Annotated in this window: 13 protein-coding genes; 7 read left to right on the top strand and 6 right to left on the bottom strand. The window is 67.8% G+C overall.

Features of this window, described 5'->3' with window-relative positions:
• Positions 1–209: 209 nt before the first annotated feature.
• Together ACOQFS_RS14010 and ACOQFS_RS14005 are read right to left on the bottom strand one after the other, a co-directional pair.
• The gene (locus tag ACOQFS_RS14010; protein ID WP_421563436.1) at positions 210–1,499 is read right to left on the bottom strand and encodes an HmuY family protein; all 1,290 of its coding nucleotides are present in this window, start codon (positions 1,497–1,499) and stop codon (positions 210–212) included.
• 75 nt (positions 1,500–1,574) lie between these two features.
• Positions 1,575–3,578, bottom strand: a complete 2,004-nt coding sequence (locus ACOQFS_RS14005; protein ID WP_421563435.1) for a TonB-dependent receptor plug domain-containing protein — start codon at positions 3,576–3,578, stop codon at positions 1,575–1,577.
• 268 nt (positions 3,579–3,846) lie between these two features.
• Between ACOQFS_RS14005 and ACOQFS_RS14000 the strand changes: the two genes are divergently transcribed.
• Positions 3,847–4,203, top strand: coding sequence for a hypothetical protein (locus tag ACOQFS_RS14000; protein ID WP_421563434.1), 357 nt, complete (start codon positions 3,847–3,849; stop codon positions 4,201–4,203).
• Positions 4,204–4,425: 222 nt separating this feature from the next.
• Here ACOQFS_RS14000 and ppsR read toward each other — a convergent pair whose 3' ends face one another.
• Entirely contained in the window at positions 4,426–5,247 is an 822-nt protein-coding gene (ppsR, locus tag ACOQFS_RS13995) for a posphoenolpyruvate synthetase regulatory kinase/phosphorylase PpsR (protein ID WP_421563433.1), read from the bottom strand.
• Positions 5,248–5,513: 266 nt separating this feature from the next.
• Between ppsR and ppsA the strand changes: the two genes are divergently transcribed.
• The 3 genes from ppsA (at position 5,514) to ACOQFS_RS13980 (ending at position 10,420) form a co-directional block, all read left to right on the top strand.
• Positions 5,514–7,904: a phosphoenolpyruvate synthase gene (ppsA, locus tag ACOQFS_RS13990; protein WP_421563432.1), complete on the top strand. Its 2,391-nt coding sequence runs from the start codon at positions 5,514–5,516 to the stop codon at positions 7,902–7,904.
• Positions 7,905–7,965: 61 nt separating this feature from the next.
• On the top strand, positions 7,966–8,328 hold the full coding sequence (locus tag ACOQFS_RS13985; protein WP_421563431.1) for a DUF4212 domain-containing protein: 363 nt from the start codon (positions 7,966–7,968) through the stop codon (positions 8,326–8,328).
• Entirely contained in the window at positions 8,321–10,420 is a 2,100-nt protein-coding gene (locus ACOQFS_RS13980) for a VC_2705 family sodium/solute symporter (protein ID WP_421563430.1), read from the top strand. The genes ACOQFS_RS13985 and ACOQFS_RS13980 overlap by 8 nt, the downstream gene beginning before the upstream one ends.
• A gap of 109 nt (positions 10,421–10,529) precedes the next feature.
• On the opposite strand, the gene ACOQFS_RS13975 is transcribed toward ACOQFS_RS13980, so the two are convergent.
• From ACOQFS_RS13975 to ACOQFS_RS13965, 3 genes are all read right to left on the bottom strand, one after another.
• Positions 10,530–10,889, bottom strand: coding sequence for an FKBP-type peptidyl-prolyl cis-trans isomerase (locus tag ACOQFS_RS13975; RefSeq protein WP_421563429.1), 360 nt, complete (start codon positions 10,887–10,889; stop codon positions 10,530–10,532).
• Between the two features lie 165 nt (positions 10,890–11,054).
• A complete protein-coding gene (locus ACOQFS_RS13970; protein ID WP_409835672.1) occupies positions 11,055–11,363 on the bottom strand; it encodes a winged helix-turn-helix transcriptional regulator in 309 nt (102 codons plus the stop codon).
• Positions 11,364–11,540: 177 nt separating this feature from the next.
• A complete protein-coding gene (locus ACOQFS_RS13965; RefSeq protein WP_421563428.1) occupies positions 11,541–12,455 on the bottom strand; it encodes a LysR family transcriptional regulator in 915 nt (304 codons plus the stop codon).
• 121 nt (positions 12,456–12,576) lie between these two features.
• Here ACOQFS_RS13965 and ACOQFS_RS13960 point away from each other — a divergent pair, with 121 nt between their 5' ends.
• From ACOQFS_RS13960 to ACOQFS_RS13950, 3 genes are all read left to right on the top strand, one after another.
• Positions 12,577–13,563 (top strand): hydroxymethylglutaryl-CoA lyase, encoded by a 987-nt coding sequence (locus ACOQFS_RS13960; protein ID WP_421563427.1) that lies wholly within the window; start codon positions 12,577–12,579, stop codon positions 13,561–13,563.
• 22 nt (positions 13,564–13,585) lie between these two features.
• The gene (locus tag ACOQFS_RS13955; RefSeq protein WP_421563426.1) at positions 13,586–14,800 is read left to right on the top strand and encodes a CaiB/BaiF CoA transferase family protein; all 1,215 of its coding nucleotides are present in this window, start codon (positions 13,586–13,588) and stop codon (positions 14,798–14,800) included.
• A gap of 130 nt (positions 14,801–14,930) precedes the next feature.
• Entirely contained in the window at positions 14,931–15,929 is a 999-nt protein-coding gene (locus ACOQFS_RS13950; RefSeq protein ID WP_421563437.1) for a tripartite tricarboxylate transporter substrate binding protein, read from the top strand.
• Positions 15,930–16,220: the final 291 nt, after the last annotated feature.

Here is a 16,220-nt window from a genome sequence, read left to right as displayed (position 1 = left end):
GAGCTTGTCGAAGTGCTGCGAGCGCAACGCCCTGGCTTCGACGGGCTCAGCCCGAACGGGTGGGGGCGGTGACGCGACGCGCTGGGGTGGTTCACGCCGCACACCTCCCTCCGTTCGCACTGAGCTTGTCGAAGTGCTGCGAGCGCAACGCCCTGGCTTCGACGGGCTCAGCCGAACGGGTGGGGGTGCATCGGGCCACGGCAGGTCGATCAGTTCGTCGCTGGCTGGATACCAAATTCAACGGTCCACGTTTGCGCCCCGCCATAGGCCGGGGTGGCCGGGGCGTATGCGATCTCCTTCACGCGCATGCGGGCGTAGCTGTTGCCGGTGCCGGACTTCACCAGCGTGGCGGCCTCGGGGTTGGCTTTCAGCATGTGCTGCGTCACACCGGCAGCAGCGCCCGCGGCGTCGGTGGGGTAGTAGTTGAACCAGCCGTAGTTCAGCGCGTTGGGATACGTGCCGGTGTAGGTGGGTGACAGCTGCGAGCCGATGCTGTCCTTCACCCAGGCGTTGGCGCTGGCGGGGCCGGTGAGCGCGCCCTGCAGGTCGGCCAGCGTGTCGGCCAGGTTGGTGGTGGCGTTGAATTTGGCCGCGATGGGCGTCTTGCCATCAGCCTGGTAGAAGCCTGCGGGCGTCTTGCTGAGGAAGCCCGCCACGGTGCCCTTGCCCGAAGTGCCGCCGTTGAGTTTGATGTTGTAGCGGTTGAAGGCGATGTGCCAGGTGCCCGATTCGGTGGTGGTGACCTGGTTCTTGAGGTCGTAGTACACCCAGCCCTGCGAGGCGTTGACCGATGCAGTGAACGGCGTGGCCGCTGCGGCGCGGTTGATAAAGCGGAACGAGGGCCAGCCCGAGGCCGTGCCCGTGGCGCTGCCGTAGTAGCCGGTGACCTGCAGCGCATACACGTCGCCGACCGAGCCGGAGATGTCGCTGGATGCGCTGTTGGTGGTGATCAAAAACACCCGGAAGTTGGGGTGCATCTGGTGCGTGCCGTTCAGGTCGTATTCGTACGCGGCCGACTGGATGGCGTTGGTGCCGCTGAAGGCGCTCTTGGCGGTGTCGGCCGTGTAGACGGTGGCGGGCAAAGCGCCGCCCACGGGGTCCACCAGTGCGTCGTTCCACTTTTGCAGGTCGGTCCAGGTGTGCACAAAGGGCGTGCCAAAGGCGCCGCCGGTGCCCGTGCCGTCGGCGCTGCTGGGGCCGCTGTTGGTGAACAGCTCTGCGGACCGGCCGCCGCTCACCACCTTCACGTCCCACTGGTTGCCCGTGCAGGCGGCCTGGGCCTTGGCGTCGAAGTCATAGCACAGCGAGTTGCCGGCGGAGGGCAGCGTGAAGCTCCAGGTCGCGTTCTGCGTGAATTTGCTGGCGGCAACCGGGGGCGTGACGACGGGCGGCTCGGCCGTGTCGTTGCCACCACCGCCGCCGCCGCAGGCAGCCAGCGCCGCAGCGGCGAGCACGGTCAGCGTGGTGAGGAGGGTCTTGGAAGAGGCAGTGGGGTGCATGGAACAACTCCGGGTGACAACAAAGAAAGGGAGAGAAAGAGGAGCAGCAGCGGGGCGCCTGGCGCGTGCCGCCGGTCAATGCGTGTTGCCGAACGCCACCTTGGCGCCCAGGTACACGAAGCGCCCGGCGATGGGGCCGAAATCGGCCGGGTTGCCAAAGTCGCGCTGGGTGTTGGTGAGGTTGTTCACGCCTGCGAACAGCGTGGTGGCATGGCTCAGGCGGTAATTCAGCGCCAGGTCCAGCGTGCTCCAGGCGGGGCCGCGCGCGCGGGTGGTGGTGTCGGCCAGTTCGCTGCTCTGGTGGCGCAGGCGCAGGCTCAGCGTGGTGCTGCTGTGCACGCGCCAGTCGGCGCCCAGGCGCACGATGTCGCGCGGGCGGCGGGTCAGCTCCAGGCCGGTGGTTTCTTCGCGGGTGCGGGTGTAGGTGTAGGCGGCATTCAACGCCAGGGCCGGGGTGGCCTGCCAGCGCACGCTGCTTTCCACGCCGCTGGTGCGGGCGCGGGCCACGTTGGCGTAGGTGTAGTTCGCGATGCCGTCCACCACGCTGGCGTTGGCCAGGTCGGTCTGGATCAGGTCGCGCACGCGGTTATGGAAGGTGTTCACTTCCAGCGCCAGGCCGTCGCCGCGCGCCAGGGTGCCGCCCAGCTGCAGGCTGGTGGACGACTCGGGCTGCAGGTGGGGGTTGCCGATCACGCGGTAGCCCAGCGCGCTGTGGTCGAACAGGTAGTGGCGCTCTTTCAGGTTGGGCACGCGGTAGCCCTGGCCCAGGCTGGCGCGCAGCGTGCCCTTCCAGCCACCGGCATCCAGCAGGTGGGCGCGCACGCTGACCTTGGGCGCCCAGTGGCTGCCAAAGTCCGAATCGTTCTGCCCGCGCAGGCCCAGCAGCACCTCCCAGGTGTCCGACAGCAGGATGTCGTTCTGCACGAACACTTCGGCGCTGGTGCGCTCTGCGTTGCCGCTGACGCCCAGCTCGTTCAGGCCATTGCTGGTCTGCGCCAGCGTTTCGCGGTGCCAGTCGGTGCCCACCATCCACATCTGGCGGCCCCAGGCGGGCAGCTCGAACTGCGTGCCCACGTGCTGCATCTGCTGGCGTGAGTTGCGGTCGGTGGCCAGCGTCTCGTTGGAGTAGCCGCCCGAGCGGCTGTCGTAGCGCTCGCTCACGCCGTTGATCTGTGCGCGCACCCCGTTGGCCAGGCGCCAGTCCGCGCCGCCGGTCACGCGGTCGCGCGTGATTGCTTCGCGCTTGCGCTGCGGCACGTTGGCCGGGGGCACGAACAGGTTGTAGCGCTGTATGTCGTCCTCGGTGTAGCGCGATGCCTCGCCCCACACGCGGCCCTGTGCGCCGGGCCGCCATTCGCCGCGCGCGGCCAGCTGCTGGCGGCGGCTGGCGTCGCCCTGGCGCGGGTAGCGGCTGGGATCGGTGCCAAAACCGGCGTCGTCCACCACGTCGCCCGACAGGCCCAGGCGCCACTGCTCGCTGCCGCCCGACAGGTCAAAGCGCGCATGGCGGTTGTTGGCGCTGGCGTTCTTGCCGCTGTCGTTCTGGCGGCCGTAGCTGCCCGCATCCACCGTGGCGGTGCCGCGAAAGCCCTCAGGCATGCGCCGCGTGATCACGTTCACCACCCCGCCCATGGCCGAGCTGCCGTATTGCGCAGAACTCGCGCCCTTGATCACCTCGATGCGCTCCACATCGGCCAGCAGGTACTGGCTCAGGTCCACGGTGGAACTGGTGCTGGCGGTGATGGGCAGGCCGTCGATCAGCACCAGCACCTGGTCGGCGCTCAGGCCCTGCAGCGACAGCTCGTAGCCCGATTTGCCCAGCACCTCGCGCAGCTGCAGGCCGGGCACGTTCTCCAGCGCCTGCTTCAGGGTGCGGGCATGCGTGCGTTCGATTTCCTCGCGCGTCACCACCTCGGTGCGCACCGGGGCATCGTCGATGGCGCGCTCGTTGCGGGTGGCCGTGACCACCACGGGCTTGAGCGTGGCGGCGACGGGCGCTTCTGCGGATCCCTGGGCCGCCTGGTTTTGCTGGGCCTGGGCAGAAAACACCGCCAGCAGGGGCAGCAACCAAACGGGCAAGCGGGGCAGGGAAGGGCGCAGCGAAGGGGGCATGGAGGCAGGCACAGGCCTGGCGGGCGTGCGCGGGTGAAAAATGAACGGAGTTACATAAAAACGCAAATGATAAATCAAATGCGAACGATTCGTGTTTAAATTTAGAGGCGTCGCTGGACGCACTGCCATGGCCCGTCGAAAGGTCGATGGCGTGCGCGCTGCACAGAAAGCCGCGCACGGTGCGTTCTCCCTCGGTGCGCGGGTGCTCCGCGCTTTGACTTCAAGGAATTCCGTTATGAGCCAACAGCAACCGCCCGAATTCGGTTCTCAACCGTCGGCCGCCGATGAGGAATACAGCTTGCCGTGCGCAGAGGCCCTGCTGGCCGGCACGCTGGCATTGATGACAGGCCACATGCAGGCCTGCTGCGACACGCACCGCACCGCCATGGCGCGCAAGATCGTCGCCAACCTGCAGATGCTGGGGCAGATGAACGCGTTCACGCCCCACTTTCGGACCATGCTCTGGAACCTGCAGGGCCGCTGGGCAGAACAGGGCGCAGACAGCGGCGGGCAGCCCGCAGCACGGAAAGCCCCGTCGTCGGCGGAACTGCAGCGGGCGTTGTGGGTGGCTGCGCCGGAGACAGTGCAGTGAAGCGTGTGTCGCGCCTGGCGCGCCGACACTGCAACCTCCAATCACTCGCTGGGGTCGGGGCGGTCAGGGCTGAGGCGCTGACAACGACGCGGTGGCCTTTCGACACGCCGAGGGTGGCCGCAAAGGGTTTTGCATTGGCCGAATTTCAGTAAAAACCGGCCTCACCGCTTATCCAGAAACCGTTCTTTGCTGTCAAATTTACGTTGAATCTGGACGGGAAGTTCAATACACCAGCCGCTCCGGCCGGATCTCCTGCAGGATGGTGGTCGCAATCTCTTCGATCGACTTGGTGGTGGTGGACAGCCAGCGGATGCCCGAGCGGCGCATCATGGCCTCGGCCTCGGCCACCTCGTTGCGGCAGTTGAGCAGGTCTGCGTATTTCGAATTCGGGCGGCGTTCGCTGCGGATCTCGGACAGGCGCTCGGGGCTGATGGTCAGGCCGAAGATCTTGCTGCGAAAAGACACCAGCGCCGGGGGCAGCTGGCGGCGTTCGAAGTCTTCGGGGATGAGCGGGTAGTTGGCCGCTTTCAGGCCGCACTGCATGGCCAGATACAGGCTGGTGGGGGTCTTGCCGCTGCGGCTCACGCCCACCAGGATCACGTCGGCGCCCGCCAGGTCGCGGTTGCTCTGGCCGTCGTCGTGGGCCAGGCTGAAGTTGATGGCCTCGATGCGGTCGTTGTATTCCTTGCTGCGGCTCACGTCCGAAAAGCGCCCCACGCGGTGGTGCGACTTGATGCCCAGCTCCTGCTCCAGCGGGTGCACGAAGGTGCCGAACATGTCGAGCAGCATGCCCTTGCAGCCCGCCTGGATGACCTTGAGCACTTCCATGTTCACCAGCGTGGTGAAGACGACGGGCTTCTTGCCCTCTACCTCGGCCGTGTGGTTGATCTGGCGCACGGCCTGGTGGGCCTTGTCCACGGTGTCGATGAACGGCAGGCGCACATGGCGCGGCTTCATTTCGAACTGCGCCAGGATGGCGTTGCCGAAGGTTTCAGCGGTGATGCCGGTGCCGTCGGAGACGAAGAATACGGTGCGCGAGTGCATGAAAATCCTTTGAAGCAGGGCGGGCCGCAGCCTGGGGAACGCCGCCATGGCACCCCGGGGGTGGGTGGCATGGGGCGGGGTCTCGAAAGTAGCGTCAGCCCGCTGCCAGTGCCGCAGGCCTACAATCGCCGCAATTATCTGATTCTCACCATGCACCGCGTTGGCCCACAACCACAACGACAAAGCCGCAGCCTGTGCATGGCCGCCTGCCAGGGCCCCGCGCGCGCCTGGCATGCAGACCCGGTTTCAACTTCTGGAGCTTTCCCATGTCTGCACTTTTCAGCCCGACCGCCCTGGTCGTACCGTTTGAAAACCTGAGAATGACCGATGTCGAGGCCGTTGGCGGTAAAAACGCCAGCCTCGGCGAGATGATCTCCCAGCTGCCGCAGGGCGTGCGCGTGCCCACGGGCTTTGCCACCACGGCCCATGCGTTCCGCGAGTTTCTGGCCTTTGACGGCCTGGCCGACAAGATCAGCGCCAAGCTGAAGAACCTGGACACCGAGGACGTGCGCGCCCTGGCCCAGGTGGGTGCCGAGATCCGCGCCATGGTCGAGGCCCAGCCCTTCCCGGCCGATCTGCAAAAAGCGATTGCCGACGAGTTCGCCAAGCTGAGCGCGGGCAACCCCAGCGCCTCGTTCGCCGTACGCTCGTCCGCCACGGCCGAAGACCTGCCCGACGCTTCGTTCGCCGGCCAGCAGGAAACTTTCCTGAACGTGGTGGGCATCGACGACGTGCTGCACAAGATGAAGGAAGTGTTCGCGTCGCTGTACAACGACCGCGCCATCTCCTACCGCGTGCACAAGGGTTTCGAGCACGACGTGGTCGCCCTGTCGGCCGGCGTGCAGCGCATGGTGCGCTCCGACCTGGGCGCGGCCGGCGTGATGTTCACCATCGACACCGAAAGCGGCTTTGAGGAAGTCGTGTTCATCACCAGCAGCTACGGCCTGGGCGAGACGGTGGTGCAGGGCGCGGTGAACCCCGACGAGTTCTATGTGCACAAGCCCATGCTCAAGGCCGGCAAGAAGGCAGTCATCCGCCGCAACCTGGGCAGCAAGCTGATCCAGATGGTGTTTTCCACCGCCGAAGAGAAGGCCGCCAGTGGCAAGCTGGTCAAGACCGTGGATGTGCCCACCGAGCAGCGCAACCGCTATTCGCTGACCGACGCCGATGTGCAGCAGCTCGCGCAGTACGCGCTGGTCATCGAGCAGCACTATGGCCGCCCCATGGACATCGAGTGGGGCAAGGACGGCACCGATGGCCAGCTCTACATCCTGCAGGCCCGGCCCGAGACGGTGAAGAGCCAGGCCAAGGGCCAGGCCGAGCAGCGCTTCAAGCTCAAGGGCACGGGCACCGTGCTGGCCGAGGGCCGCGCCATCGGCCAGAAGATCGGCACCGGCCCCGTGCGCCTGGTGCACAGCATTTCCGAGATGGACAAGGTGCAGGCCGGCGATGTGCTGGTGACCGATATGACCGACCCGAACTGGGAGCCGGTGATGAAGCGCGCCAGCGCCATCGTGACCAACCGGGGCGGACGCACCTGCCACGCGGCCATCATCGCGCGCGAGCTGGGCATTCCGGCCGTGGTGGGTTGCGGCGATGCGACCGAGTTGCTGAAAGACGGCACCCTGGTGACGGTGAGCTGCGCCGAGGGCGACACGGGCAAGATCTATGACGGTCTGCTTGAAACCGAAGTGACCGAGGTGCAGCGCGGCGAGATGCCCGCCATCAAGACCAAGATCATGATGAACGTGGGCAACCCCCAGCTGGCGTTCGACTTCTGCCAGCTGCCCAACGAGGGCGTGGGCCTGGCCCGGCTGGAGTTCATCATCAACAACAACATCGGCGTGCACCCCAAGGCCATCCTCGACTACCCGCAGATCGATGCCGACCTGAAGAAGGCCGTCGAATCCGTGGCCCGGGGCCATGCGAGCCCCCGTGCGTTCTACGTGGACAAGGTCGCCGAAGGCGTGGCCACCATTGCGGCTGCGTTCTGGCCCAAGCCCGTCATCGTGCGCCTGTCGGACTTCAAGTCGAACGAATACCGCAAGCTCATCGGCGGCAGCCGCTACGAGCCCGAGGAAGAAAACCCCATGCTGGGCTTCCGGGGCGCGGCCCGCTATGTCAGCGAAGACTTCGGTGAAGCGTTTGCGATGGAATGCGAGGCATTGAAGCGCGTGCGCAGCGAGATGGGCCTGACCAACGTGCAGGTGATGGTGCCCTTCGTGCGCACGCTGGGCCAGGCCGAGCGCGTGACCAAGCTGCTGGCATCCCATGGCCTGCAGCGCGGCCAGGACGAGCTCAAGGTCATCATGATGTGCGAGGTGCCCAGCAACGCCATCCTGGCCGAGCGTTTCCTGGAGTTCTTCGACGGCTTCTCCATCGGTTCCAACGACCTGACCCAGCTGACCCTGGGCCTGGACCGCGACTCGGGCCTGGAGCTGCTGGCGCAGGACTTCGACGAGCGCGACCCGGCGGTGGAGGCGCTGATCCACCAGGCCATCAAGGCCTGTCTGGCGCAGGGCAAGTACATCGGCATCTGCGGCCAGGGCCCCAGCGACCACCCGGACTTCGCCCAGTGGTTGTCCCGCGAGGGCATTTCCTCCATCTCGCTGAACCCCGACAGCGTGATGGCCACTTGGCAGCAACTGGCGGGCTGAGCGCCCGCACCCGGCAGGCCTGCATGAACCAGCGTTCCCGCGTGTGCCTGCCCGGGCTGTGATGCAGATCCCACCGCCACGGCCTCCTGCACGCGCGGGCGACGCGGAAGCGGCCGCGCCGTTTCCGCCGGATCTGCACGACGTGCGGCACCTGTGGCTCAAGGCAGTGCTGCTGCTGGTGTGGGCGCTGGTGTCGTTCGGCGCCACCTATTTCGCGCGCGACCTGCAGGCCCTGGTGCTGGGCGGCTGGCCCCTGGGCTACTGGATCGCTGCGCAAGGGGCGGTGCTGGTGTTCATCGCGCTGGTGGCGGTGTACGGCTGGGCGATGAGCCGGTTTGAGCGGCAAGATGCGCCAGACCCCGAGGCGCCAAAACTTCCCCCACACGGCGCGCAGGGCGCTGCGGGCTCTCCACCCCATGGCTGAGCCCTCCCGGACCGAGCCCCTCAGTGACCGCGCCTATCTGTGGCGCCTGCACCGCGTGCTGGCGCTGTATGTGATCGGTGTGCTGGGCTTTCTGCTGCTGATGGCCTGGGCTGAACGGCAGGGCCTGTCGCGCCACTGGATCGGGCCGATCTTCCTGTTCCTCACCGTCATGGTGTACGCGGGCATCGGCGTGTATGGCCGCACCACCGACGCCGAGGAGTACTACGTGGCCGGGCGGCGCATACCGCCCATGTACAACGGCATGGCGGCGGCGGCCGACTGGATGAGCGCGGCCTCGTTCATCAGTCTGTCCGGGGCGCTGTACCTGCAGGGCTTTTCGGGCACGCCGGGCCAGCCCGGCGGGCTGGCCTACCTGCTCGGGTGGACGGGCGGCTTCTGCCTGGTGGCCATGCTGATCGCGCCACACCTGCGCGCCATGGGCCTGTACACCGTGCCCGACTTCTTCCATGTGCGCTTCGGCGGGCGCTGGCCGCGGGTGATTGCGGCGCTGGCCGCCGTGCTGTGTTCGTTCACCTATGTGGTGGCGCAGATCTATGGCGTGGGGCTGATCGCGTCGCGCCTCACGGGCGTGCAGTTCGAGATCGGCATCATGCTGGGCCTGGGCGGCGTGCTGCTGTGCTCGTTCCTGGGCGGCATGCGTGCCATCACCTGGACGCAGGTGGGGCAGTACGTGGTGCTGCTGCTGGCTTTTTTGATCCCCGTGTCGTGGCTCGCCTACAAGCAGCTGGGCAGCCCGCTCGCGCCGCTGGTCTATGGCGCGCAGATCAGCAAGATCGCCGATCTGGAGGCGCAGCTGCTCGACTCGCCCGCCGAGCACCAGGTGGTGCAGGCCTACCTGCGCCGTGCGCAGGAGTTCGAGGCCCGGCTGCTGGACGTGGACGCCGCGCTGGAGAAAGAACGCGAGAAGGCGCGCGAGCGCGTGCGCGCCCTGCGCAACCAGAATGCCGATGTGGGCCTGATCGTGAGTGCCAGCCGCGACCTGGCCGCCTTGCCGCGCGACGCCGCCGCAGCGCGCGAGCGCTGGACGCGCGAGATGCGCGAGAACTACGAACGTGCGCGCCCCCTGGGCGGGCTGCCGCTGCACAGCCAGGCTTACGTGGGCGACCCGCATGGCACGCCCGAGGAGCAGCGTGATTACGACCTCACCCGGCGCAACTTCCTGGCGCTGATGTTCTGCCTCATGGTGGGCACGGCGGGGCTGCCGCACCTGCTCACGCGCTACTACACCTCGCCCAGCGTATCCGCCGCGCGGGCCTCGGTGGGGTGGTCGCTGTTCTTCATTGCGCTGCTCTACCTCAGCGCGCCGGCGCTGGCGGTGCTGGTGAAGTTCGAGGTCATGCAGAACCTGGTGGGCAGCAGCTTCGAAGCGCTTCCCAACTGGATGGCGCAGTGGGCGCGGGTGGACAGCTCGCTGTTGTCGGTGGAAGACGTGAACGGCGACGGACTGGTGCAGTTCGGCGAGATCCGCCTGGGGGCCGACCTCATCATGCTGGCCACGCCCGAGCTGGGCGGCCTGCCGTATGTGGTGTCCGGCCTGGTGGCGGCCGGCGGGCTGGCGGCCGCGCTGTCCACGGCCGACGGTTTGCTGCTGACCATCAGCAACGCGCTGGTGCGCGACCTGTACTTTCCGGATGCGCAGCGCAAGGCATCGCCCGAGCAGCGGGTGATTCTCACCAAGTTCACGCTGCTGGCCGTGGCGCTGTCGGCGTCGTTCGTGGCGGCGCTCAAGCCGTCCGAGATCCTGCCCATGGTCTCCGCGTCGTTCTCGCTGGCCGCGTCGGCCTTCGTGCCGGTGATGGTGCTGGGCATCTTCTGGCGCGGCACCACGCGCCAGGGCGCGGTGGCCGGCATGCTGGCCGGGCTGGGGGTCACGGTGTACTACATGCTGTCGCACGGGGCAGGCGTGCAGGCGGTGCTGCCCGCCTGGCTGCTGGCCGACGGGCTGTGGTTCGGCATCCAGCCGATTTCTGCCGGTGTGTTCGGCGTGCCGGCGGGCCTGCTGGCCGCCACCCTGGTGAGCTGGGCCACGCGCCCCGCTCCGGCGCAGCCGCTGGTGCGGCAGGAGATGTGACGCAGGCCTGCGCCAGAAACGACAAAGGGGCCGGAGGGCCCCTTTGTTGTTCTTGCCGATTTGCAGGTGGGCAAGTCGGCAGATTCGCTGTGTCGGGCGAGCCCGGCGATCAGCGGCCCACCTTGAGCAGTTCCACGTCGAACTTCAGCGTGGCGTTGGGAGGAATCACGCCGCCGGCGCCGCGTGCGCCGTAGCCCAGGGCCGCGGGGATGATCAGCGTGCGCTGGCCGCCAATCTTCATGCCCTGCACGCCTTCGTCCCAGCCCTTGATGACCATGCCGGCACCCAGCGAGAACTCGAACGGGTCGTTGCGGTCGCGGCTGGAGTCGAACTTGGCGCCTTGCTCGCCGTTGTTGTACAGCCAGCCGGTGTAGTGCACCGACACGTTCTGGCCCTTGGTGGCTTCGGCGCCTTCGCCCACGGTGGTGTCTTCGTACTGCAGGCCGGAAGGGGTGGTGGTCAATGCCATGGTGAATTCCTTGATTGCTATTAAAAATATAGCTGCCATCGCTTGATGGATAAGCGGTGGAGGCTGTTTTGACCCATCATTTTAACGAAAGCCCCGCCCGGAGGTGGCTCCGGCGGGGCTCGGCGCTTGCGGACGGCCGCCGCAAGGGGGGGGGAAGGGGGGCGCTCAGGCCTTCTTGGCGCGGCCGGCCACCCAGCGGGTGGCGAAAGCCTGCACGTCGGACAGACGCTTGAGCAGGTCGGAGCCCGAGGGCGTGACGGTGTAGCCGTCGCTGCCGTGGTCCACAAAGCCGGCTTCGCGCAGCTCCTTGATGCGGGTGTTGAGGGTGTTGGGGGTGATGCCGCCGACGCTGTCCTGCAGCAGGCGGAAGGTTTGAGGGTGGCCGTCTTTCAGTGCCCACAGTACGCGCAGGGCGTAACGGCATTCGAGTTTCTCGAAGAGCTGGTTAATGGAAGCATTTTCTTTGGAGCTCATGGACGCTTCTCCTCGCGCAAGTGTTGGGTCTCGATCCGGGCCGGGCCCGTGGATGGCTGAAACTATAGCGCGGAACCTGTTTTGCTACAAGTTTGGTAGCTCTCAACGTACGACAGGTATGCGCTGTGGGCGGAAAATAGGATATTGGCCGCCAAAACGTTGCGCACCGGCCACGGTTCAGGGGCCCTCGGCAGGGTGGCCCTGCCGGGCGAGGTAATCCACCAGCAGCTGGGCCGCCAGCGGCAGCCTGTGGCCGCTTCGGTAGCAGATGGCGAACCGCCGCCGGGCCCAGGTGTCGCTGAGTGGCACGATGCGCACCGGCGCCGAATCGGCGAATGGCTGGGCCACCTCGCGCGGCACCACGCTGATCGCCAGGTTGGCGCGCACCACGCGCAGCGCCGCGTCGAAGTTGGACACCAGCACCCGGTGGGCCAGCAGTTTTCCCTCCACCGCCGCCGCGCGCGCCAGCAGCACCTGCACCGCGCTCAGCGCGGGCATGCTCACGAACTCGTGCTCCAGCACGTCGGCAAAGCGCACGCTCTGCAGCTGGGCCACGGGGTGCGACTGGTGCGCCACCACGGCCAGGTGGTCGTGGCGGTAGGCGCGCGTTTCCAGGCCTGCAAGGTCTGCCGCGTCCCAGCAGATGCCGATGGATGCGCTGCCATCGCGAATGCCCTGCACGACCTCCGGGCTCACGCGCTCTTCCAGGCTGATCTGGATGTCGCGGTGCGCCGGGTCTTGCAAAAAGGCCGCCACATCGTCGGCCAGCGACTCGGCCATGACCGAGGCCGTGACCAGCATGCGCACATGGCCGCGCGTGCCGGTGGCATAGGCCGCCATGTCGCGCTCGATCTGCCCCACGCTGGCCAGCATGGTGCGCGCGTGCTCCAGCAGGGTTTCGCCCGCCGGGGTGGGCGCCACGCCGCGCCGCTTGCGCACCAGCAGCCGGGTGCCCACCGTGTCTTCCAGCTGTGCCAGCCGCTTGCTGATCGCCGAGCCCACGATGGACTCCTGCTCGGCCACGCGTGCAATGCTGTGCTGCTCGCACACGGCCGCAAACAGCCGCAGCGTCTGAAGGTCGAGGTTGCGCATCGTAGCGGCTCCGTATTGTGGTGTTCTGGTTTGGAATGATATGGCTTCCGAAATGTCGTTACTGAATCGTTTCGGAATTTCTAGAATTCACGCCAGAACACCTTACGCCCGAGAAAGCACCATGAGCGCCTCCTCCTCCCCCGCTTTTGCTTCCACCGCTTTCGCCCCCCCGCCCCGGGCCACCGTGCGCGAAGTGGGCCTGCGCGACGGCCTGCAAAGCATTGCCACGGTGGTCTCCACCGCGCACAAGATCGAATGGATCAACGCCGCCTACGCGGCCGGCCAGCGCGAGATCGAGGTGGGCTCCTTCGTGCCCGCCCGCCTGCTGCCCCAGCTGGCCGACACCGCCGAGGTGCTGGCCCACGCCAAAACGCTGCCCGGCCTGGTGGCCTCGGTGCTGGTGCCCAACTTCAAGGGTGCCGAGCGCGCGCTGGAGTGCGGCGCCGACCTGATGATCGTGCCCCTGTCCGCCAGCCACGCCCACAGCCTGGCCAACCTGCGCAAGACCCCCGACGAGGTGGTGGCCGAGGTGGCCCGCATCCGCGCGCTGCGCGACGCCAGCGGCCGCCGCACGCTGATCGAAGGCGGCGTGGGCACGGCCTTTGGCTGCACTCTGCAGGGCGAGGTGGCCGAGGCCGAGGTGCTGCGCCTGATGCAGGCCCTGCTCGATGCCGGTGCCGACCGCGTGAGCCTGGCCGACACCGTGGGCTATGCCGACCCTGCGTCCGTCGCCCGCCTGTTTGGCAAGGCGCGTGCGCTGGTGGGCGACCGCCTGGCCTGCGCGCACTTCCATGACACGCGCGGCATGGGCCTGGCCAACGTCTACGCCGCCTGGCAGGCCGGCATCACCCGTTTTGACGCCTGCCTGGCCGGCATCGGCGGCTGCCCGCATGCGCCGGGCGCCAGCGGCAATGCCACCACCGAAGACCTGGTGTTCATGCTGGAGCGCATGGGCGTTGCCACCGGCGTCGACGTGACTGCGCTGCTCGCGCTGCGCCAGCGTGTGGCGGGCTGGCTGGCGGGCGAGACCCTGCACGGCACGCTGTGGCAGGCGGGCCTGCCGCAGAATGCCGCACCCACCGCGCTGCGCGAAGCCGCAGTGGCCTGACCTTCATTTGCCATTTCTGACCATGAACGACACACCCGCCGCCCCCCCGTCCCCCCGCCTGCCGCTCGAAGGCCTGCGCGTGGTGGAGTTCACCCACATGGTCATGGGCCCCACCTGCGGCATGGTGCTGGCCGACCTGGGGGCCGAGGTCATCAAGGTCGAACCGGTGGACGGCGACCGCACGCGCCATCTGCTGGGCGCGGGCGCGGGCTTTTTCCCCATGTTCAACCGCAACAAGAAGAGCATTGCGCTCGATCTGCGCAGCCCCGAGGGTCTGGCGGCGGCGCGCAAGCTGGCTGCCTCGGCCGATGTGGTGGCGCAGAACTTCAAGCCCGGCGTCATGACGAAATACGGCCTGGACTACGCGGCACTGAGTGCGCTCAACCCGCGCCTCATCTACGTCAACCACACGGGCTTTTTGCCCGGCCCCTACGAGCACCGCACGGCGCTCGACGAGGTGGTGCAGATGATGGGTGGCCTGGCCTACATGACCGGCCGCCCTGGCGACCCGCTGCGCGCGGGCAGCAGCGTGAACGACATCATGGGCGGCATGTTTGGCGCGATTGGCGCGATGGCCGCGCTGATGCAGCGTGGCATCACCGGGCGTGGGCAGGAGGTGGACTCGGCCCTGTTCGAGAACAACGTGTTCTTGGTCGGCCAGCACATGATGCAGTACGCCGTCACGGGCCAGCCCGCCGCCCCCATGCCCGACCGCATTTCGTCGTGGGCGGTGTACGACGTGTTCAGCGTGAAGGACGGCGGGCAGATCTTTCTGGCCGCCGTGAGCGATGCGCAGTGGCAGACCTTCTGCGACGCCATGGGTTATGCCGACCTGAAGGCCGATGCTGGCCTGGCCACCAACAACGCCCGGGTGCGTGCGCGCCCCACGCTGATGCCCGTGCTGCGCGAGCGCCTGGCGCAGCACACGGCCGACGAGCTGGCTGCGGTCTTCGAACGCCATGGCCTGCCCTTCGCCCCCATCCGCCGCCCCGAAGAACTGTTTGACGACCCGCACCTGCAGGCCACGGGCGGTCTGGCCGACATCACGCTGCCCGATGGCGAACGTGCCGGACAAACCGCCCAGATCACCCTGATGCCGCTTCGCCTGGACGGCCAGCGCCTGGACGTGCGCTGCGACCCGCCGCGCCTGGGCCAGCACACGGCCGAGCTGCTGCAAGGCCTGGGCTACACGGCGCAAGAGGTGGCGGCGCTGCATGCCGCCGGGGCCATCGCCTGATTTTTTCGAAACCACCCCTGGGCATCGCGATGTGGCGCAGACCACCGTCCAGGACCCCCTGACCACGACCGGAGACAAACCCATGCCGCGCATCGCCAACGCCCCCGCTTCATCCCCCGCCACGTCTGCCATGTCTGCCGCTCGCGGCGTGCTCACGCGCCGCCAGGCCCTTGCCACCGGCGCGGCCGCACTGGGCGCCGCAGCCTGGGGCCTGCCCCGCCTGGCCCGTGCCCAGGGCGACGGCAGGCCGCTGCGCGTGATCCTGCCGCTGTCGGCTGGCTCGGGGGCGGACGGCGCCATCCGCGCCATCAGCACCAGCCTGGCCAAGGCGCTGGGCCAGCCCGTGGTCATCGAGAATCTGCCGGGCGCGGGCGGCGTCACCGGCACCACGCAGATCGTGCGGGCGCCGAAGGACGGCTCGGTGATCGGGGTCGTATCCAACAACCACGTGGTCAACCCCAGCGTGTACAAGAACATCCCGTTCGACTCGCTGGCCGACATCACGCCCATCACCATCCTCGGGGCCACGCCCTTTGTGCTGGTGGCCCACCCCTCGGTGCCCGCCAAGACGGTGCAGGAGCTGGTTGCGCTGGCCAAGGCGAAACCGGGCGTGCTCAACTACGGCTCGTCCGGCAACGGCACCATCCTGCACCTGGGCGCGGCCATGTTCGTCGACCGGGCCAAGCTCGACATCAAGCACATTCCCTATCGCGGCATGGGCCCGCTGATGAACGACATCCTGGGCGGCCAGGTGCAGCTGGGCGTGGTGGCCGTGGCGCCTGCGGCGCCGCACATCAAGGCCGGCACCCTGCGTGCGCTGGGCGTGACCACGGCCGCCCGCGTTCCGTCGCTGCCCGGCGTGCCCACCATTGCCGAGCAGGGCCTGGCCGGGTACGAGCTGGACGGCTGGATCGCGCCCGTGGCCCCCGCCGGACTGCCCAAGGCCGAGCTGGCCCGGCTGTACAACGGCTTCAAGGCCGCCATGGACATGCCCGAGGCGCGCGACGCGCTCATCGCCCAGGGCTACGAGATCAAGCTCACGCCGCCCGATCAGGCCGCCGCCTTCTTCAAGAGCGAAGCCGCGCGCATGGCGCAGGTGGTGAAGAACGCGAACGTGACGGTGGACTGACCCAGGGCCTGCGGGGTTTGCGCTGCGCCAGGCAGGCGGGGTTTATTAGTATTTTTGGGCTTCAGCGCTTGCTGTATAAGTGTTTGAAGCTATCAATAAAATAGCAATCGATACTTGCGCCGTTTGCAGGGCGTCAACCCTGCGGCGCGGGCAACGCATGCACTCCCGCCCCGGCGTTCTGCGGGTGCCGCAGCCGGAACACAGCCACCGCCTGCACCAGCTGGTCGGCCTGGCCGCTCAGGCTGCCAGCGGCCGCGGCGCTTTCTTCCACCAGCGCGGCGTTCTGCTGCG

The sequence above is a fragment of the Paracidovorax sp. MALMAid1276 genome, assembly GCF_049198005.1.
Classification (GTDB): Bacteria; Pseudomonadota; Gammaproteobacteria; order Burkholderiales; family Burkholderiaceae_C; genus Acidovorax.
This window is presented reverse-complemented; position numbering and strand designations above follow the sequence as displayed.

Excerpts from the sequence above, each read along its gene's own strand:
- ACOQFS_RS14010 (WP_421563436.1), bottom strand. The coding sequence starts at position 1,499 with ATGCACCCCACTGCCTCTTCCAAGACCCTCCTCACCACGCTGACCGTG.
- ACOQFS_RS14000 (WP_421563434.1), top strand. The coding sequence starts at position 3,847 with ATGAGCCAACAGCAACCGCCCGAATTCGGTTCTCAACCGTCGGCCGCC.
- ppsR (WP_421563433.1), bottom strand. The coding sequence starts at position 5,247 with ATGCACTCGCGCACCGTATTCTTCGTCTCCGACGGCACCGGCATCACC.
- ppsA (WP_421563432.1), top strand. The coding sequence starts at position 5,514 with ATGTCTGCACTTTTCAGCCCGACCGCCCTGGTCGTACCGTTTGAAAAC.
- ACOQFS_RS13985 (WP_421563431.1), top strand. The coding sequence starts at position 7,966 with ATGCAGATCCCACCGCCACGGCCTCCTGCACGCGCGGGCGACGCGGAA.
- ACOQFS_RS13980 (WP_421563430.1), top strand. The coding sequence starts at position 8,321 with ATGGCTGAGCCCTCCCGGACCGAGCCCCTCAGTGACCGCGCCTATCTG.
- ACOQFS_RS13975 (WP_421563429.1), bottom strand. The coding sequence starts at position 10,889 with ATGGCATTGACCACCACCCCTTCCGGCCTGCAGTACGAAGACACCACC.
- ACOQFS_RS13970 (WP_409835672.1), bottom strand. The coding sequence starts at position 11,363 with ATGAGCTCCAAAGAAAATGCTTCCATTAACCAGCTCTTCGAGAAACTC.
- ACOQFS_RS13965 (WP_421563428.1), bottom strand. The coding sequence starts at position 12,455 with ATGCGCAACCTCGACCTTCAGACGCTGCGGCTGTTTGCGGCCGTGTGC.
- ACOQFS_RS13960 (WP_421563427.1), top strand. The coding sequence starts at position 12,577 with ATGAGCGCCTCCTCCTCCCCCGCTTTTGCTTCCACCGCTTTCGCCCCC.
- ACOQFS_RS13955 (WP_421563426.1), top strand. The coding sequence starts at position 13,586 with ATGAACGACACACCCGCCGCCCCCCCGTCCCCCCGCCTGCCGCTCGAA.
- ACOQFS_RS13950 (WP_421563437.1), top strand. The coding sequence starts at position 14,931 with ATGTCTGCCGCTCGCGGCGTGCTCACGCGCCGCCAGGCCCTTGCCACC.